This window comes from Streptomyces sp. NPDC054872 (genome assembly GCF_053610705.1).
Genome location: NZ_JBSGYY010000001.1, coordinates 209,806 through 228,396 on the forward strand (window position 1 = coordinate 209,806; position 18,591 = coordinate 228,396).

Below are 18,591 nucleotides of genomic sequence, written 5' to 3' on the forward strand. Positions count from 1 at the left end.
CCCACGGTGCGGCGCGCCAGGCAGATCGGGGCCCGTCATCCGGCGGGCCCCGGTCCACGATCAGGTGGCTCTGGTCAGGCCCAGCGCCGGCAGCACGCAGGCCTCCACGAAGTCGGACAGGTACTCCTCGTCCGCTTGCTTGCCCTCCAGGACGGGACGGGCCCGGACCACGCCCATGAGCTGAGCCGTGATGAACTTCGTGGCCGGGTGGTCGGCGGCGATCTCGCCCCGGGCCACCCCGCGCTCGATCAGTTCGTCGAGCGCCCTGGTCTCGGGCTCGACCAGCGCTTCGCGCAGCGCGCTGCGCAGATCCTCGTCCTGGAGCACCGCGTGGCTCAGCGCCTGGACCAGCATGCTGTCCCGGGTCGACCACTCCCCCGCGGCCCGTGCCGCCTCGCGCAGATCACCGGCGAGCGTGCCGGTGTCGATGCCGGCGAACCGCACGCAGCGGTTGGCGCGCAGCGCCGCGGCCACGAACTGGGGCTTCGTCTTCCACTGGCGGTAGAGCGTGGACTTGCTGCACCGGGTGGTCGCGGCCACGCCCTCCATGGTCACGGCGTCGTACCCGCAGGCGCGGAGCTGGTCGAGGACGGCCTCGTAGAACTCCTGCTCGCGCTCGGGCGTGATCTTGGAGCGGCGCGAGGAGCCCGTGGGGTCCGTCGTGCCTGCTTCTGCTGCCCGGTCCGGCGACGTCATGACTCTTCTCCTCGGTGCGGCGGCTTCGACCGACCCTATCGATACGCCAGTGTACCGGTACGCCCGCGTATCGGTACACTGGCGTATCGGTACACTGGCGTATCGATGAGTGCGGCGCTCCACGACTGCGCGAGGCGCTTCCCCACTCACTACCCGCACCACCCAGTCGTCACGTAAAGGGGCCGGGGGATGGAATCCCGAACCGAGCCTGCCGAAAGGGAACCGGACATAGCCGTCCGGGAGCCGGACACATCTGCCCGACCGCCCCTCGTCCGCGAGCTCCTCCTCGTCGTAGGACTCTTCCTCGTCTACAAATTCGGCAGGCAGCTGGCCAACGGCCACACCGGTGAGGCCTTCCGCAACGCCCACCACGTGTGGGACGCCGAACGCACCCTGCACCTGCCGGGCGAGGGCGCCGTACAGCACGCGCTGCTCAGCGGCGACACCCTGGTACACATCGCGAACACCTACTACGCGACCGTGCACTTCCCGGCCACCGCGCTGTTCCTGGTCTGGCTCTACCTGCGCAGGCCCCGGCACTACGTGTGGAGCCGCCGGGTGCTCGCCGCGCTGACCGCGGCGGCCCTCGTGCTGCACCTGATGTTCCCGCTGGCGCCGCCCCGGATGCTGGCCGCGACCGGCCTCGTGGACACCGGGCAGGTGTACGGGCCGACCGTGTACGGCGCCACCCCGCAGACCGACTCGATGGCGAACCAGTTCGCCGCGATGCCGTCGCTGCACTTCGGGTGGGCGCTGATGGTCGCCGTCGGTCTCATCGTCGCGACCTCCTCGCGGTGGCGCTGGCTGTGGCTGCTGCACCCACTGATCACCCTGCTCGTGGTCGTCGGGACCGCCAACCACTACTGGCTCGACGCCCTCGTGGTGACCGCGCTGCTCGGCATCGCGCTCGCCGTGATCAAGCTGCCGGATCCCGCGCGCTCGCGAGTCGTACGGCGGTACGCGCCCACGCGTGAGCTGGCCGCTCCCGGGGTCCGCCGATGAACGCCACCCTCCTCGCCGTCGCGCTCTCGCTCGTCTCGGCCGCCGCGTACGCCTGCGCCGCCGTGGCCCAGGAACGCCTCGCCACCCGCATCACGGACTCCGGCAACGGCTTCCTGCGGCTGCTCGGCAGCGGTCCCTGGTGGTCGTCGGTCGGACTCAACGCGTCCGCGGCGCTGCTCCACGTGGCGGCCCTGAAGTACGGACCTCTCACCCTGGTGCAGCCGCTCGGCGCGCTCACCCTGGTCGCCGCCGTGCCGCTGGGCGCCCGCCTGGCGGGTCGGCGCGTGACCCCGCCGGAGTGGCGCGGCACCGGGCTCACGCTCATCGGCCTGGGAGCCCTGCTCCTCACTGCTTCCGGGCCCGCACCCGACGACACGCTGACGCTGACGGAGGCGCTGGCCGTCGCGGGCATCACGATGGCCGTGATCGGCGTGCTCTCCCGTCCCGGTACGCGGCCCGGGCTGCGTCACGCGACCGCTTCCGGGTTCGCTTCGGGCGTCGCCTCCGCGCTCACCCAGACCGTGACGGTCGCCGCGACGGACCGCTCGGGTCCGCTGCTCGGCCCGCAGGTGATCGTCGTGGCGCTGCTCGTCGCCGCGTTCGCCGTGGGCGGTCTCCTCCTGTCCCAGACCGCGTACCGCGGGGGCCTCGGAGCACCGCTGGCCGTCGTCACCCTGGCCAACCCGGTGGCCGCCGCCGTCATCGGTCTCACCCTGCTCGGCGAGCGGCTGCAGGGAGGCGTGGCCGGGCTGTTCATGGCCGCCGGGGGCGCGGCGATCGCGGCGTACGGAGTGGTCGTCCTGACCCGCTCACCACGGGACGAGCCGCACGCGACGGCACCCTCGGAACTGACGCCGGAGTACTTCCTGCCGTCCATCCCGAGCCAGACGGAACCAGCCGCGCTCCCCATGCGGTGACCCCGCAAGGGACGCGGGGAACGGAAACGGCATCGGCGCCCTGGATCCAGGGCGCCGATGCCGTTCGTACCGCTCGGGTGGGGTGAGGACCACCCTCACCCGAGGCCGCGTGAGTCCTGCTTCAGGGCCGTGTCCACCGTCAACGCCGTCGCCACGACGAGGCTCAGGAGCGGCTCGGGCAGCTGGTAGTGGATCTGCAGGACGTAGTTGTCCGCCGTCGTGAACATCGTCTTGGCGAGGCCTTCCCAGGTCTTCGTGATCCGGGCGACCTCGTTGTCCGCGTGGTCGACGATCGAGAAGTTCCAGGCGCGCCAGTTCTCGGCCTTGATCGCGCCGGCCTGCTGACCGTTCACCATGATCGCGAAGTTGATCTTCCCGATCATGTTCTGCTGGACGATCTCACCGATCGGCTGGCCGTCGGCGCGCTCGACGATGACCCGCGACTTCATGAACTTGCGGGGGCGCGTCAGGTTGAGCACGGGCTGGCCGTACGCGTCACGGATCTCGAGCTTGTGCGTCATGAACTGGTCGACACTGGAGACGAAGCGCGCGACCTTCTTCAGCGTGCTCTGACCGACCTGCACGACCGAGCCGAGCGTGTTGCCCGCCTGGTCCATCACGCTGTACTCGTTCGTCAGCTCGATGAGCTTGGCCTTCTGGTTCACCACCAGGACCGGCTCGGTGAAGAGCGAGCCGCCGCCCTGCGACGTGGGCGTGACGCCCGCCTGCTGCTGGACCTGACGCTGCACCTTGGCCGGGTCGGCCTGCGGGGCCCCCTGCTGGGGGTGGCCGTACTGCGCCTGCTGCGGAGCCTGCTGCTGGACGGCCTGCTGACCGAACTGCCCCTGCTGCTGGCCGAACTGGGCCTGCGGCTGGCCGTACGCGGCCTGCGCCTGCTGCTGGGCCGGCTGCTGCTGGGCCGCGTGAGCCTGCTGCGGGACCTGCTGAGGCTGGGCCTGCGCCGCCTGCTGACCTCCGGCCTGCTGGCCCGGGTTGGTGTGCTGGGTCCACTGGGAACCGTCCCACCAGCGCAGGAGCTGGGGCGCGCCCTGGGGGTCCGGATACCAGCCTGCAGGAGTGTTCGATTGCGTCGTCACCCGGGCACACTACCCCGCGAATGGGGGCGCTTCGCCAGCCCCTCGCGCCCCCTGTGACACCTGACTCACCCCGGCTATCGCCTGGGGAACATGACGTCGCTGGCCGCGTTGACGAACGGCGCCGCCATCCCGGCGAGCGCCGAGGCGCCCTGCGAGAACGGCTTGAGCGGATCGACCGAAGCCGACTTGCCTCCGGGCTTCTGCCCGTCGGCCGTCGCGGACGCACCACCCTGCAGGGCGGTCAGGACAAGGAGGACGACAACGGCACGCTGGTAGACACGAAGAGTTCGCATGCCTGGCACAACGACGGATCGCACACCTGGTCACAGACCGGATGTAAGTGTGATCAAAAGGGCGATCAGATGGTGCGAAGTCAATTGCGTGCACACTGCCATCACTTCGGCTGACGCCACCGCCGCCCGGGCACGTCCCGCCGCACCACTGCACGCGCTCCCCGATGATCGTGGCCTACCCCCCACCCTTTTATCGGAAGGTGCGTGCCGCCATGGGATCCGAACTGTCCGAAGTGGAACTGCCGCCGCTTTACTGCCCGCTGGAATCCGCCGTCCACCCCCATGTCCTGCCGATCCAGAAGCAAGCCGTGGAATGGGTGGAAAGCAGCGGCATGTGCGCATCGGAAAGGGAAAAGGCGTGGGTCGTCGCGACGCACAGCGGTCAATTCTTCGCCCGGTTCGCTCCGGTGGCCGACGACGAGCGACTCCTGGCCGCGGTCCTGTGGGTGTACTGGGGCTTCGGCTTCGACGACGCGCGCTGTGACCACGGTCCGCTGAGCGGCCGCCCCGCCCAGTTCAACGTCCTGGCCGGCCGGTTGCAGCGGGCCTGCGAGACCGACTCGGCGCCGGCCGGCGACCGGTTCATCGGTGCCCTGCAGGACATCATGCGCCGCTTCCGCTCCTTCGCCCCGCCCACGCAGGTCCACCGGTTCGTGCAGGCTCACCGCGCCTGGCTGGCGGGCGTGTCCTGGCAGATCGGCAACCAGGCGGCGGGCCGCATGCCGGGCCTCGACGAGTTCCTGGTGATGCGGATGCTGTCGGCGGGCGGCCACCCCACCCTCGCGCTCCTCGAGCTGGCCACCGGCGCCGAGGTGCCCGACCGGGAGATGCATCGCCCGGCGGTACAGGCGCTGACCGAGATGGCGATGATGGTGGCCTCCCTCGACAACGACCGGCACTCGCTGCACAAGGAGCTGAGCCGGGGCCACACGGATCAGAACATCTACACCGTGCTCATGGCTGAGCGCGGGATCCCGCTGCAGCAAGCCGTCCACGAGGCCAACGCGCTGCGCGACCGCATGCTGCGGCGCTTCCTCCACCTGCACGACCGTGTCCGGCCGACCGCGGGCACGGACCTGGCCACGTACCTGCAGGGTCTGCGGTACGGGGTGCGCGGGAACAACGAGTGGGGGCTGCGGGTCCCCCGCTATCTGAGCCTCGGCCACTGGCCGGACGAGATGGAGGATCTGTCGCTGACGTGGGCCGACGAGCCCTGCGACCGCCGGCCCGGCCCGGTGGAGGGCGCACCCTCCGTCGCCTGGTGGTGGGACCCGGACCTCGGCTGACCTCAGTGCGCCGTGGCCAGGTCCAAGGTCCACCAGAGGCTGCTCCCGCCTGCCGCTACACCGGCACCCGCCTCGGTGTAGCGGCAGTTGAGGATCACGGCACGGTGCGGGGGGCTGTCCCGCCAGGCGTCGACGGCGGCACCTGGCGTGGCGGGACCGGAGACGATGACCTCGCCGCTGCGGGCGGGACTGAATCCGGCGGCCCGCATCCGGTCGGCGGGACTGCTCCCGTCCGCCCCGGTGTGGGTGAGCCGTTCGCGGTCGGCCATGTCCGCGCTGTGCTCCTGGGCCGCCCGGTTGAGGGAGTTCCGCAGCCGGATCGGCGGGCACCCCTCGTCGGATCGGAGCCGGTTGATCTCGGCGGCGACGGCCGACGCCGGATCGGGCTGCGCCGCCGCGGCCGTCGGGGTGCCGGGCAGCAGGGCCACGAAAAGCAGGCACACCGCATGGAGGAGCGTCATCCTGCATTTTCCGGTCATCGTTCTTCACCCTTTCCTTTTTCCTTTTTCCGGCCACTCGAAGGAATTCGGCATTTCCTTGACCGGCGTCGCTCACGCTACAACTAGGCTGGATTCACGCACCGTTCGTGCATTTCCATGTCCACCAGTAGGAGGATTTTCATGTCATTGCGCATTCGCCGTATCGCCGTCGTATCGATTGCCGCTCTCGCCCTGACCGCTGGCGCCGCGGCGACAGCCACCGCCTCGACCCTGCCGCCCCAGGCCATGGCGTACCCGATCCCCGACGACGATGACGACGACTACGACGGCCACGGCCGCGGCCACGACCACCCCATCCACGTCGGTCCGTTCGACGTCCCGCGCAGCGGCACCGTGTCGAGCGGCTTCGCGTGGGACCTCAGGGACTGAGGCGCCTCTGACGGAGACCGAACGCGACGGCCTCCTCCCGGATGTCCGGGAGGAGGCCGTTCGTCTGTGCCGGTGTCAGCGCCGGTGTCTGTGCCGGTGTCAGCGCTTGAGTGTGGCGGCGCTCGCGACGAGCACCATGATCACGCAGGCCAGGATCAGGAGGGTGTCCCGCACGAACAGGCCGGTGATGCCGGAGTGTTCGGCGGCCTCGACCGCGGCTTGCACGGCGTAGGTCATGGGCATCACCTGGGCCACACCGGACAGCGCACCCTGCATCTGGTCGCGCGGCACGAAAAGACCGCACACCAGGAACTGCGGCAGGACGCCCGCCGGCAGGAACTGCACCGCCTGGAACTCGTTGCGGGCGAAGGCGCTCACCAGCAGCCCGAGTGCCAGGCCGAGCAGGGCACCAAGCATGGCGACGACCATCAGCAGATACGCGGGGCCCTTGATGTCGAGGCCCAGCGGGCCGACGGACAGGAGCGTGGAGAGCACCGCCTGCAACAGTGCGAGGAAGGTGAAGGCGAGGCTGTAGCCGAGCACGATGTCCAGGCGCCGTACCGGCATGGTGAGCAGTCGTTCCGCGGTGCCCGTGGTGCGTTCCCGCAGCGTGGAGACGGACGCCACCAGGTACATCACGATGACGGGGAAGATGCCGAAGACCTGGGGTCCCACGCGTTCGAAGCTGTCCTCCGAGTCGTGGAACATCAGCTTGAGCAGCACCATGAGCATGCAGGGGATGCCGAGCAGCAGGGCGGTGCTGCCCTTGTCGCGGGAGATCTGCTGCAGGACACGCACCGCGGTCGCGCCGGTGATGGTGGGCGAGAACGGCAGCCGGTCGGCCAGGCGGGTCTGGTTCATGACGCGGCGTCCGTGGCGAAGAAGGCCCGCTCCGCCTCGGGCGCCGCGGCCTGGTCCATCAGACCGGGAAGGACGGGCGACAGGCTCTGCGCCACGGCACGTTGCCGGGCGCGCGCGTCGGCCTCGGTGGCGGCCTCCACCAGGCGCATGAACGCCGCTTCCACATCCGCGCATCCGGTGTGGTCCAGCAGCGTGGCGCGGTCGGCGCTGGCGAGCAGCTTGCCCGAGCGCATCAGGAGCAACCGGTGGCAGCGGTCGGCCTCGTCCATCACATGACTGGAGACCAGCAAGGTGGTGCCCCCTTCGGCAAGGCGCTGGAACACCGACCACAACTCCCTGCGCACCATGGGGTCGAGCCCGACGGTGGGTTCGTCCATCACCAGCAGATCGGGCTCGTTGAGCAGGGCCACGGCGAGCGAGACCCGTGAGTACTGACCGCCCGACAGGCGGGCGACGAGCTTGTCCGCGTAATCGGCCAGGTCGACTTCCTTGACCACCCGCACCACCGCGTCCTCCCTGCGCCAGCCCCGCATGCCCAGGGCTGCGGCGAAGTAGCGCAGGTTCTCGAGGACGGTGAGATCGGCGTACACCGAGGGGGCCTGCGTGACGTAGCCGACGCGGGTCTTGAGCTGATGGGCGCCGGCCGCGTGCCCAAGGACCTGCACGTGGCCGGCCGTTGCCTGCTGTACGCCCACCACCGAACGCAGCAGTGTCGTCTTCCCGCAGCCGCTGGGGCCCAGTACCCCGACGATGCAGCCGCGGGGGATGGTGAACGTGACGTTGGCCAGCACCGTGGAGCTGCCGCGGATCACCTGTAGCCCGTAGGCGGAGACCGCGGGAAGGTCACCCGGGAGGTCTGGGCTGGGCTCGGTCTTTCGCACAAGTTCCCCGCGTCTCTTCACCACGTTCCCGTTTCGAGTGCCCAGGTCACGGCCGGGAAGGGCACCAACGGCCATCGCACGGACAACGGCCCACCCGGACCGAAGTCACGCCTGCGGTCGCTCCTCTTTCGAACGCGTTCACCGGTCAAGAATCCCGTCGGATCATCGCCCAGGCGATCTCCTGCAGCTGCCGGTAGGCGTCTGCCGTCGGCCGGGCACACGACAACGCCCGCAGCGCGGCGGCCATCTGACGGCGCGCCTCCTCCTCAGCCGCCTCACGGCCGCCGGCCTTCTCGACCAGTTCACGCATCAGGGTGATGTCCTGCTCCCCCAGCGGATGCGACGAGCCATACAGGGCTCGCAGTTGCTCGGCGGCCGGGCCGGTCCCCGCCAGGGCGGCCGCCACGGGAAGTGACTTCTTGCGCGCCGCCAGATCCGCTCCCACCGGCTTGCCGCTGCGCAGGGAGCGTCCCCAGATGCCGAGCAGGTCGTCGGCGCACTGGAAGGCGACACCGAGGCGGCGGCCGAACTCGCGCAGACCGCCCACCCGTTCGGCGTCGGCGCCCGCGAGCACCCCGCCCAGGGCACAGGCACACCCCATCAGTGACCCGGTCTTCCCCTCGGCCATGGCCAGATACTGCGCGACCGACACCGTGGACGCCTCCTCGAAGGCGACGTCGAGGCTCTGGCCCTCGACCAGTTCGAGCAGGGTTCCCACGAGTTCCCGCACCGCGGTGGTCGCCACGTGGGACGGCGCGTCGGTCACGACTCGCATCGCCGCGACGAGGAGTGCGTCGCCGGTGAGCACCGCCGACGGTGTGCCGAACACCGACCACGCGGCCCGCCGGTGGCGGCGCAGGGCATCGCCGTCGATGACGTCGTCGTGCAGCAGGGTGAAGTCGTGCACCAGCTCCACGGCCACCGCGCCCGGCAGAGCGCACCGTGCGGTGCCGCCGACCGCCACGGCGGACAGCAACGTCAGCGCCGGCCGGACGACCTTGCCCCGGCCGGAGACCACCGGCACGGGCACGCCATCGGAATCGCACCAGCCGCGGTGGTAGCCCGCCACCCTCCGCTCGGCTCCGGGAAGAGCGGCCACCGCCGCCTCCAGCGCCGGACGAAGCAGGTCGTCGACCCAGCCCAATCGTGGAAAGACGGCGCCCGGGACCGAATCGGTGATCTGCGACATGCGGCACTCCTCGTAACCACGCTGAGAGACAGCGCGGACATCCCGTGCCGCGCCACGTGCTCCCAGTCAATCGGTGTCGCCGCCACGTACGTGCCGCAGCACACCGCCCCGCTAAAGGATCACTGAGGCGGACGCAGCCTTCATACCTTGCAACCAACAAACGATCACAAGACTGCCGCCCCCACCTGCGAGGACGTCGGTCATCACGTGGCGAGGCCCGAGGCCGGACGGGCATCTCGACCGGGCGCGGCAGGAGCGGCGGCCCCAGGTGCTGACGCTCCTGGGGCCGCCGGGTGTCAGGCGGAGATGATCGCCGGGTCGCTGACGCCTGCCTGGCCGTTCTCCACGTGCCCGGAGAAGCGCCGCAGGAAGGTGGCGTCCGCGTCGGACTTCACCGTCACGTCGTACCAGCGCTTGCTCGCCCGCAGGTCGACGGTGTGCTCGACGGTGCCGCCCGCCTTCACCTTGAACGTCTGGGCGGCGCCGCCGTAGGCGTTGGAGACGCTGAGGTTCACGTCGGCGGTGCCCGCGTTCCGCAGGGTGAGCCTGAGGTTGCCGGTGGTCTTGTCGTGGCGGGCGGTGACCTCGGGGCCCGCGGTCTTGCCGGGTCCCTTGAAGACGCGCAGGAAGCCGTTCGGCCCGAACACCGACAGGTCGTACGCACCCTTCGAGTACGCCGAGTTCCAGGTGTCGGAGATCTTCTTGCCGGCCTCCGTGGTGTACGTCCAGGGCCCGTCCGTGCGGTTGCCGGAGCGGACGTGGAAGCAGGCACCGGCCGCGTCACCGCCGCTGAAGGTGAGCGTGAACTTGCCGTCGGCGGGCGTTGCGGCTCCGTCCACCAGGGGTGCGTACGGCAGCGGGCGCGCGGGCCGGGAGCCGGACTCCTGCTTGGGCAGGCTCCCCTTCGCGGGGGCCTTGGGCACGTAGTCGGGGTGGCGCTCCTTGTCCGGCGGCTCGTAGGCGGAGGTGTCCGGCATCGCGTCGGGGTCCATGTCCTTGCCGCCGAAGTCGAAGGCGGAGGTCAGGTCGCCGCAGATGGCGCGGCGCCACGGCGAGATGTTGGGCTCGCGTACGCCGAACCGCTTCTCCATGAACCGGATGATCGACGTGTGGTCAAAGACCTCGGAGTTCACGAAACCGCCGGTGCTCCACGGCGAGACGACGACCATCGGGACGCGCTGGCCGAGGCCGTAGTGTCCGGCGGCGTACTGCGCGTTGCCCGGGAAGTAGTCGAGCGCGGTGTCGACGGTGGACTTGCCCTGGTTGGCGTCCTTGGGGACGTACGGCGGGACGACGTGGTCGAAGTAGCCGTCGTTCTCGTCGTACGTGATGAAGAGCGCCGTCTTCGCCCACACGGCGGGGTTGGAGGTGAGCGCGTCCAGGACCTGCGCGATGTACCAGGCGCCGAAGTTCACCGGCCAGTTGGGGTGTTCGGTGAAGGCCTCGGGCGCGGCGATGTAGGAGACCTGCGGCAGCTTGTCGGCCTTCACGTCGGCCTTCAGGAGGTCGAAGTAGCCGTCGCCCGCCTTCACGTTCGTGCCGGTGCGCGCCTTGTCGTAGAGGGGGTCGCCGGGCTTGGCGTTGCGGTACTTGTTGAAGTAGAGCAGCGAGTTGTCGCCGTAGTTGCCGCGGTAGGCGTCGTCTATCCAGCCCCAGTGCCCGTCCTTGTCCAGGCCGTCGCCGATGTCCTGGTAGACCTTCCAGGAGACCCCGGCCTGCTCCAGGCGCTCGGCGTACGTCGTCCAGTCGTAGCCGGCCTCCTGGTTGCCGAGTACCGGGCCGCCGCCCTTGCCGTCGTTGCCGACGTGGCCCGTCAGCATGTAGTAGCGGTTGGGGTCGGTGGCCCCCATGAACGAACAGTGGTAGTCGTCGCAGACGGTGAAGGCGTCGGCGAGGGCGTAGTGGAACGGAATGTCGTCGCGCGTCAGATACGCCATCGTCCGCTCGGACTTGGCGGCGATCCAGTTGTCGTACTTGCCGCCGGCGAAGGCGCTGTGGCCGCCGGCCCAGTCGTGGTCGAGGCCCGCGATGAACTGCATGCCGAGGTCTTCGGCGTCCGGGTGGAAGGGCAGCACTTCCTTGCCGCCGCCGGACTGGTTCCAGACGGGTTTACCGCTGGGCAGGGTCACGGGGCGCGGGTCGCCGAAGCCGCGTACGCCCTTCATCGTGCCGAAGTAGTGGTCGAAGGAACGGTTCTCCTGCATCAGGACGATGACGTGCTCGACGTCCTCTATGGAGCCGGAGCGGCGCTGTGCGGGCAGCGATGCGGCGCGCGCGATGCTCTGCGAGAGCGACGCGAATGCCGCGGTGCCTCCGGCGAGTTGCATGAACCGGCGCCGATTGAGTTCTGGCATGAGTGGATTCGACCTCGTGGTGTGGGGTGTGGGGGGCGTGAGCGGGTGAAGTGTGTCAAGGGGAGCAATGATCAGGGAAGGGGCCGTGACCTGGATGTGAAGAGAAGTCCAACCCTTGGTGCGCGGGACACAAGGACTGACCTTATGGGGGCAAAAGCCCCTTGTTTACGGCCCGGTCAGCTCGTGAGGAATCAGCTCGTGAGGACGACGAGTTGCTGGGTCGCGCGGGTCATCGCGACATAGCGGTCGACCGCGCCTTCGACACCCTCGCCGAAGTGGTCCGGGTCGACGAGGACGACCAGGTCGAACTCGAGTCCCTTCGCGAGCTCCGGGGTCAGCGACCGGACGCGGGACGTCTCCCGGAAGGCGGGATCGCCGATGACACAGGCGACCCCGTCGGCGTGGGCGGCGAGCCAGCCGTCGAGGACCTTGTCGAGGTCCGTCACCGGCCCGTGCACCACGGGGATGCCGCTGCTGCGGACGGAGGTCGGCACGTTGGCGTCCGGGAGCGCGGCCCGGATGACCGGCTCGGCCTCCGTCATGACCTCCTCCGGCGTCCGGTAGTTGACGCTCAGGGAGGACACCTCGATCCGGTCGAGCCCGATCCGCTCGAGGCGCTCCTGCCACGACTCCGTGAAGCCGTGCCTGGCCTGCGCTCGGTCGCCGACGATGGTGAAACTCCGCGACGGGCAGCGCAGCAGCAGCATCTGCCACTCCGCGTCCGTCAGTTCCTGGGCCTCGTCCACCACGACGTGCGCGAACGGCCCCGCGAGGCGGTCCGGGTCGGCGGGCGGCAGCTCGGACTCGTCGACCAGGCTGACCTGGGCGTCCTGGCCACGCAACATCGTCACCAGGCCTTCGCCGTCGTCTCCGTCGGCGCCGGAGGCGGACGCCGCGTCGATCAGGTTGTCGACGACCTGCGCCATCTGTTCACGCTGGGCGGCGAGGATCGCCTCGTGCCGCCGCTTCTGCCGGGCCGCCTCCGGGTCGCCGAGCCGCTGGCGTGCCGCGTCAAGGAGCGGCAGGTCGGAGAGCGTCCAGGCCTGGGGCGCCGCCTTGCGCAGCAGTGTGCGCACCTCGTCCCGGTCGAGCCAGGGGGCGCACATCCGCAGGTAGGCGGAGTTCGACCACAGGTCTCCGACGAGGTCGGCCGCTTCGAGCAGCGGCCACGCCCGGTGCAGGGTGGTGACGAGCTCCTCGTCGTGCCGCAGCGAGCGCTCGAAGAGCTCGCCGGGGACGTCGCCGTCGATCTTGTCGAGGAGGATCGCGACGAGCTCCTCCCAGATCTGCTCACGCGCCTCGTTGTGCGGTGTGCCGCGCCCCGCCGCGTCGAACGCCTCCGCCCAGTCGTCGGCGCTCAGCCGGACGTCCGCCCAGTCGGTCGAGACCGTCATCCCCGTGGTGGGCGGCTCCTCGTAGAACCCGACGGCCTTCTCGATCGCCTTCACCATGTCGGCCGACGACTTCAGGCGGGCCACCTCCGGGTCGCTCTCGGCCTGCGCCGCGGCTCCCTCGGTGACCAGGTCCTGCAGGATGCAGGTCTGTACGCCCTCCTCGCCGAGGCTGGGCAGGACGTCGGCGACGTAGTTCAGGTAGGGCCGGTGCGGGCCCACGAAGAGCACGCCTCCCCGGCTGTGCCCGAGACGCGGGTCGGAGTAGAGGAGATAGGCGGAACGGTGCAGGGCGACGACGGTCTTGCCCGTGCCCGGGCCGCCGTCGACGACGAGAGCACCGCGGGAGCCCGCCCGGATGATGGCGTCCTGGTCGGACTGGATGGTGGCGAGCACGTCGCGCATCCGCGACGAGCGGTTGCCGCCCAGGCTGGCGATGAAGGCGGACTGGTCGTCCAGCGCCGCGTGCCCGTCGAGCCCGTCGGCGGTGAACACCTCGTCCCAGTAGTCGCTGATCCGGCCGTCGGTCCAGCGGTATCTGCGGCGGCTCGCCAGACCCATCGGGTCGGCGTGGGTCGCCGCGAAGAACGGCTCGGCCGCGGGGGCGCGCCAGTCGAGCAGCAGGCGGCGCCCCTCGCTGTCGGTGAGGCCGAGCCGGCCGATGTAGACGGGCTCGGGGTCGTCGGCGGTCACGATGTGTCCGAGGCACAGGTCGAGGCCGAAGCGGCTCAGCGTGCGCAGGCGGCCGGACAGGCGGTGGATCTCCAGGTCCCGGTCCATCGCCTCACGGCCGATGCCACCGGGCGCCCTGCGCTGGGCATCCAGACGCCCTGAGACCTCGGCGACGGTCTCCTCAAGGGTCTGTGCGACGGACGCGAAGTGCTCCTCGTCCCGGGCGATCAGCGCCGGGTCGGCCTTGGCGGCGAGGCGGGCAGGAAGGTCGAACGCGGACAGCAACGCAGGCACTTAAAGAATCTCCCGTTTTCGCAGGTCCTGGGCTTAGGCCTGCGATTGTGCGGTATCACGGGGGCCTTGCCGCAAGCCCCCCACTGCGCTATAAATTAAGAGTGGCAAGGAGTGGGAACACCTCCTTGCCTTCTTTTTTTGCCTCCTGCCGGGCCGGCGCTTCCAGCGATCGAGGAGAGTCATGACCGCACGTATCCACGGAACCGTAGCCCCGGGATTCGAGGGCGTACGCGAGGAGTTCGAGCGCAACTTCGCCGAGCGCGGCGATCTCGGGGCTTCCGTCGCGGCGACGGTCGACGGTGAGTTCGTCGTCGATCTGTGGGGCGGGGACGCGGACAAGACGGGCACGCGCGCGTGGGAGCGCGATTCGCTGGTGAACGTGTACTCCACCACCAAGGGGATGACCGCGCTGTGCGCGCATCTGCTTGCCGACCGGGGCGAGCTCGACCTGGACGCGCCCGTCGCCCGCTACTGGCCGGAGTTCGCCCAGGAGGGCAAGGCCGACATCCCGGTGCGCTGGCTCCTGAGCCACCGCTCCGGGGTGATCGCGCCGCGCGAGCCCATGACGCCGGATGACCTCTACGACTGGGAGAAGGTGTGCGGTGCGCTGGCCGCGACACCGCCGTGGTGGAAACCGGGTTCGGCGCAGGGGTACCACGCGCTGAGCTTCGGCTATCTGGTCGGTGAGGTGGTCCGGCGTATCACCGGGGCCTCGCTCGGCACGTTCCTGCGGAGCGAGGTCACGGGGCCGCTGGGCGCGGATGTGTACGTGGGCACTCCGGAGAGCGAGCACGGCCGGTGCGCGAACATGGCGAGGCCGCTCGCTTCGGACGGCCCGCGCAGCGCGCTCGGCTCCGCTCCGCCGCCCGCGCCGCCGGTGGCCTCGATCGACGCCCACCCGATGGCCGTCGTCACGCTCGCCCTGCAGTACCTGCCCGTCGGCAACGTGAACAGCGCGGCCTACCGGTCCGCCGAGATCCCCGCGGCCAACGGTCACGCGTCCGCCCGGGGGCTCGCGACGGTGTACGCGGCCCTCGGCGGCGGCGAATTGCTGAGTTCCGCGGCGCTCGAACGGCTCCGGACACGGCAGGGCGAGCCCGACGAGCCGGACCTGGTGCTCGCGGCGGGCACGGCGTGGGGCGAGAAGTGGGACTGGGGGCTCGGCTACATGCTGAACCGGTACGGGCAGGCGGGGCCCAATCCGCGGGCCTTGGGGCACGGGGGTGCGGGCGGGTCCTACGCGTTCGCCGATCCCGAGAACCGTGTCTCGTACGCGTACGTGATGAATCGGATGGGCGGCGGGACCTCCGGGGAGGATCTGCGGAGCGTGCATCTGGTGGGGGCGCTGTACCGCGGGCTGAAGCAGGGCTCGGGGTGAGGGATCGGGGGTGAGGGATCGGGGGTGAGGGATCGGGGGTGAGGGGAGGGGGTCGGGGGAACGTAATCTGCCCCCATGGAGCAGCGCACCCCCCGCCACCGCCCGTCAGGGCAGTACGCCGCCGCCGATTCCCGCAGGGCGGCCATCATCGACGCGGCGCTCGCGCTGTTCGCCAAGGCGGGCTATCTGAACTCCTCCCTGGCGAAGATCGCCGAGGAAGCGGGTACCTCCGCCACCGTCATCACCCACCACTTCGGGTCGAAGCAGCGCCTCCTGATGGCGGTGCTCGAGGCACGCGAGGAGCGCACGGTCCGTACGTTCGGGCGGCTCGGCCCCAACTCCGGCGGTGACGACGTGCGCGCGCTGTTCCACGCGGTGCTCGCGCTGGCCGCGTACAACCTCACCCAGCCTGGGCTCATCCAGCTCTACACCAAACTGTCGGCGGAGGCGGGCGACCCCTCGCACCCTGCGCACGCCTACTTCGCCGAGCGGTACGAACGCGTCGCGCACACGCTCGCCTCGATGCTGCAACGCGCGGTCACAGCGGGCCAGTTGAGGCCGGAGACGGACCCGGAGGGTGTCGCGCGCGAGATCCTCGCCGTGTCCGACGGGCTCCAGGTGCAGTGGGCCATCGCCGAAGGGCGCCTGGATTTCGTCGGGTTGTACCGGGCGCATCTGGACCGGCTCACCCGAGCCCTCGCCGTGGACGGCGAGGGACTCGGGGAGCCGGCCGAGGCGGAGCGGCTCCCCCAGTCCGTCTCCGCTCCCCCCGCCGGCCCCTAGCGCGCCACCCCCGTCAGCCGGATGTCGCGGGACGACGACCCCACGTACACCGCGCGCCGCCCCTCCGGGCGCACCCAGTGGCCGCGGTCCGTGTCCCAGTACGACAGCTGCCGCTCGGCGACCCGCACCCTGACCCGGCGCGACTCCCCCGCGCGCAGCTCGACGCGGTCGAAGGCGGCCAGCGTCCTGACGGCCATCTCGACACGGGCACCGCGTGGCGCGCCCACGTACACCTGCGGGACCTCCACGCCGGAGCGCCGCCCCCGGTTCGTCACCGTGAACGACACCTCGTACCCCTCGCCCGCCCGGCGCACGGACAGGTCGCGGTAGCCGAACTCCGTGTAGGACAGGCCGTGTCCGAAGGGGAAGAGGGGCTCGATGTCCGCCTTGTCGAAGCCGCGGTAGCCGGTGAAGATGCCCTCGCTGTACGTGACCACGCCGTCGACGCCGTAGTAGCGCTCGGGGTGTGCCGGGTCCAGGGTGGGGTGGTCCGTGTCCTTCTTCGGCCAGGTCACCGTGGCCTTGCCGCCGGGGTTGGCGCGGCCGGTGAGCAAGTCGGCGGTGGACCAGCCGCCCTCTTGTCCGACGTAACCGGTGTGCAGGATCGTGCCGACCTCGCGGCGCCAGGGCATCGTCGCCGGGCAGCCGGTGGTCAGGACGACGACCGTACGCGGGTTGGCCCTGGCCACCGCCGTGATCAGTTCGTCCTGGTGGGCGGGGAGCGTCAGCGTGGTGAAGTCGCCGCTGCCGCCCACCGAGCCCCCCGAGCCGTTGAAGGCGAAGACGACCGGAGTGTGGACGCGCCGGGCCAGCCGCGCTGCGGCCTCGATCGAGGCGGTGCGCTGCTGCGGTGTCACCCAGGCGAACCGCACCTGGACCGGGCCGCGTTCGGCGATGGTGGCGGCCCAGCCGGTGGCCTTGACGACGACCTGGTAGGACGTGCCGGCGGTGAGCTCGACGGGGTCGGCCTGGCCGTTGTCGAGGCCGTCGGTGGTCGGGACGATGGAGGACCACTTGCGGGCGAAGCTGTCGCGGGCGCCGCCTGCCGTCGTCAGCTCCTTGCCGTCGAGGCTGAGCGAGACGGCCGCGCCCCAGCCCTGGATCTTGAGCGCGTACTCGCCGGTGGTGGGCGGCACGAAGGTGCCGGTCCACTCGGCCGTCGTGCCGACCGGGAGCGCCCGGTCGCCGACGAAGTCGACCGTCCTGTCCTTCTTGTCGTTCGTTCCGCCGCCCTTGCGGGTCAGGCCCTGGGGGAACGCGGAGGCGGGGACCGCGGTGCCCGTGAGGTCCACGCCGACCTCGTAGGAGATCTTCCCCTTGGTGCTGCGGCGCAGCGCGTCGAGGGGGCTGACCAGGCGGTCCTCGAAGCCGTACGCGCGCTCGCCCGACACTGATGTGGCGACCTGGCCGGCGGTCGGGCCGATGAGCGCGAGGTCGCGCAACGCCGGGCGGGACAGCGGGAGTCCGCCGTCGTTGGCGAGCAACACCGCGCCCTGGGTGGCCACTTCGCGGGCGACGCGGGCGCCGGCCTTGACGTCGATCTTCTTACGGGCGGGGACCCGGCTGCCGTCGAGCATGCCGAAGGCGTCGTAGCGGCCGAGGATGCGGGAGACGGCGGTGTCCAGGGCCGCCTCGGGGATGGAACCGTCCTTGATCGCCTTCTTCAGGGGCTCCCCGTAGAACGAGCCGTCCCACATCTGCATGTCCTGGCCCGCTTCGAGTGCGGCCGTGGAGTGGGTGGCGCCCCAGTCGGAGGTGACGAAGCCCTTGAAGCCGAGTTCGCCGCGGAGGATGTCGGTGAGGGTGGTGCTCTGCTCGGAGTTCCACTCGCCGTTGAGGTGGTTGTACGCCGACATCACCGAGGCGACTCCGGCGCGGACGACGGCCTCGAAGGCGGGCAGGTACAGCTCGTGAAGGGTGCGGTCATCGACGATGAAGTCGTACGAATTCTCCGGCTTCTCGCGGTCGAACTCGTGCAGGCGCTGGTTGTTGGCGAGGAAGTGCTTGGCCTGGGCGAGCATGCCCTGCGCCTGGACGCCCTCGACCTGGGCGGCGCCGATCAGGCCGTTGAGGTAGGGGTCCTCACCGGACTGGTCCTTGTTGCGGCTGAAGAAGGGCGTACGGGAGAGCTCGATCTGCGGGGCGAGCAGTACGTCCATGTCGAGGGTGCGGCCCTCGCGGCCCATGACCTCGCCGTACTCGCGGGCGAGTTCGAGGTTGAAGGAGGAGCCGAGCGTGGCGACCGGCGGGAGGCCGGTCGCGGACTTCGTGACGTTCACGCCCGCGGGGCCGTCGCTCAGGCGCAGCTCCGGTATGCCGAGGCGCTTGACGCCCGGCAGGTATCCGGCCTGACCCAGTCTTCGCGGATCGGTCGCGCCGTGCACGAGGCTGATCTTCTCGTCGAGGGTGAGGCGGGCGATGAGCCCCCGGACGCGGCGCGTGGCGGCGGCCGCGCCCGGGGAGGCGAGAGCTTGTGTTCCTCCGGCGGCGGTGGCGGGCGTCGCCGTGACGAGCGGGCCGGCGGCGGCCACGAACGCGAAGGCGGCTGCGGTGCCGCCCAGTTGCTTCATGAGTTCACGACGTGTGGTGGCAGACATGGCGAGATGGCCTCCGAACGCGGCTCTGGGC

At 70.5% G+C, this 18,591-nt stretch carries 16 protein-coding genes; 6 read left to right on the plus strand and 10 right to left on the minus strand.

Annotated features, from left to right (window positions below):
• Positions 1–60 precede the first annotated feature (60 nt).
• On the minus strand, positions 61–696 hold the full coding sequence (locus tag ACWGIH_RS00900; protein WP_453443926.1) for a TetR/AcrR family transcriptional regulator C-terminal ligand-binding domain-containing protein: 636 nt from the start codon (positions 694–696) through the stop codon (positions 61–63).
• Positions 697–885: 189 nt separating this feature from the next.
• On the opposite strand from ACWGIH_RS00900, the gene ACWGIH_RS00905 reads away from it, so the two are divergent.
• Both ACWGIH_RS00905 and ACWGIH_RS00910 read left to right on the plus strand, forming a co-directional pair.
• Positions 886–1,698 carry a phosphatase PAP2 family protein gene (locus ACWGIH_RS00905; RefSeq protein ID WP_453443924.1) on the plus strand — a complete coding sequence of 271 codons (813 nt, stop codon included), beginning with the start codon at positions 886–888 and terminating at the stop codon, positions 1,696–1,698.
• Positions 1,695–2,615: a DMT family transporter gene (locus ACWGIH_RS00910; RefSeq protein WP_453443922.1), complete on the plus strand. Its 921-nt coding sequence runs from the start codon at positions 1,695–1,697 to the stop codon at positions 2,613–2,615. The genes ACWGIH_RS00905 and ACWGIH_RS00910 overlap by 4 nt, the downstream gene beginning before the upstream one ends.
• 95 nt (positions 2,616–2,710) lie before the next feature.
• Here the strand turns inward: ACWGIH_RS00910 and ACWGIH_RS00915 are convergent, their stop codons facing one another.
• Together ACWGIH_RS00915 and ACWGIH_RS00920 are read right to left on the minus strand one after the other, a co-directional pair.
• Positions 2,711–3,712 (minus strand): phospholipid scramblase-related protein, encoded by a 1,002-nt coding sequence (locus ACWGIH_RS00915; RefSeq protein ID WP_453443921.1) that lies wholly within the window; start codon positions 3,710–3,712, stop codon positions 2,711–2,713.
• Between the two features lie 74 nt (positions 3,713–3,786).
• The gene (locus ACWGIH_RS00920; protein WP_453443919.1) at positions 3,787–4,005 is read right to left on the minus strand and encodes a hypothetical protein; all 219 of its coding nucleotides are present in this window, start codon (positions 4,003–4,005) and stop codon (positions 3,787–3,789) included.
• Between the two features lie 212 nt (positions 4,006–4,217).
• Here ACWGIH_RS00920 and ACWGIH_RS00925 point away from each other — a divergent pair, with 212 nt between their 5' ends.
• The gene (locus tag ACWGIH_RS00925) at positions 4,218–5,291 is read left to right on the plus strand and encodes a terpene synthase family protein (protein ID WP_453443917.1); all 1,074 of its coding nucleotides are present in this window, start codon (positions 4,218–4,220) and stop codon (positions 5,289–5,291) included.
• Between the two features lie 2 nt (positions 5,292–5,293).
• On the opposite strand, the gene ACWGIH_RS00930 is transcribed toward ACWGIH_RS00925, so the two are convergent.
• Entirely contained in the window at positions 5,294–5,752 is a 459-nt protein-coding gene (locus ACWGIH_RS00930) for a CAP domain-containing protein (RefSeq protein WP_453443915.1), read from the minus strand.
• Between the two features lie 159 nt (positions 5,753–5,911).
• On the opposite strand from ACWGIH_RS00930, the gene ACWGIH_RS00935 reads away from it, so the two are divergent.
• On the plus strand, positions 5,912–6,160 hold the full coding sequence (locus ACWGIH_RS00935; RefSeq protein ID WP_453443913.1) for a hypothetical protein: 249 nt from the start codon (positions 5,912–5,914) through the stop codon (positions 6,158–6,160).
• A 99-nt stretch (positions 6,161–6,259) separates the two neighbouring features.
• On the opposite strand, the gene ACWGIH_RS00940 is transcribed toward ACWGIH_RS00935, so the two are convergent.
• The 5 genes from ACWGIH_RS00940 to helR form a co-directional block, all read right to left on the minus strand.
• Entirely contained in the window at positions 6,260–7,021 is a 762-nt protein-coding gene (locus ACWGIH_RS00940; RefSeq protein ID WP_453443911.1) for an ABC transporter permease, read from the minus strand.
• Positions 7,018–7,902, minus strand: coding sequence for an ABC transporter ATP-binding protein (locus ACWGIH_RS00945; RefSeq protein WP_453443909.1), 885 nt, complete (start codon positions 7,900–7,902; stop codon positions 7,018–7,020). Before ACWGIH_RS00945 ends, ACWGIH_RS00940 begins: the two co-directional genes overlap by 4 nt.
• A 145-nt stretch (positions 7,903–8,047) precedes the next feature.
• Complete coding sequence (locus ACWGIH_RS00950) at positions 8,048–9,091, minus strand: polyprenyl synthetase family protein (protein ID WP_453443907.1); 1,044 nt, start codon at positions 9,089–9,091, stop codon at positions 8,048–8,050.
• Positions 9,092–9,387: 296 nt separating this feature from the next.
• Positions 9,388–11,445, minus strand: coding sequence for a phosphocholine-specific phospholipase C (locus tag ACWGIH_RS00955; protein WP_453443905.1), 2,058 nt, complete (start codon positions 11,443–11,445; stop codon positions 9,388–9,390).
• A gap of 191 nt (positions 11,446–11,636) precedes the next feature.
• Positions 11,637–13,802, minus strand: a complete 2,166-nt coding sequence (gene helR, locus ACWGIH_RS00960; protein ID WP_453443903.1) for an RNA polymerase recycling motor ATPase HelR — start codon at positions 13,800–13,802, stop codon at positions 11,637–11,639.
• A gap of 181 nt (positions 13,803–13,983) precedes the next feature.
• Between helR and ACWGIH_RS00965 the strand changes: the two genes are divergently transcribed.
• Both ACWGIH_RS00965 and ACWGIH_RS00970 read left to right on the plus strand, forming a co-directional pair.
• Positions 13,984–15,180 carry a serine hydrolase domain-containing protein gene (locus ACWGIH_RS00965; RefSeq protein ID WP_453443901.1) on the plus strand — a complete coding sequence of 399 codons (1,197 nt, stop codon included), beginning with the start codon at positions 13,984–13,986 and terminating at the stop codon, positions 15,178–15,180.
• 75 nt (positions 15,181–15,255) lie between these two features.
• Positions 15,256–15,963, plus strand: a complete 708-nt coding sequence (locus ACWGIH_RS00970) for a TetR/AcrR family transcriptional regulator (protein ID WP_453443899.1) — start codon at positions 15,256–15,258, stop codon at positions 15,961–15,963.
• On the opposite strand, the gene ACWGIH_RS00975 is transcribed toward ACWGIH_RS00970, so the two are convergent.
• Positions 15,960–18,560: a beta-glucosidase gene (locus tag ACWGIH_RS00975; protein WP_453443897.1), complete on the minus strand. Its 2,601-nt coding sequence runs from the start codon at positions 18,558–18,560 to the stop codon at positions 15,960–15,962. The genes ACWGIH_RS00970 and ACWGIH_RS00975 overlap by 4 nt on opposite strands.
• Positions 18,561–18,591 lie beyond the last annotated feature (31 nt).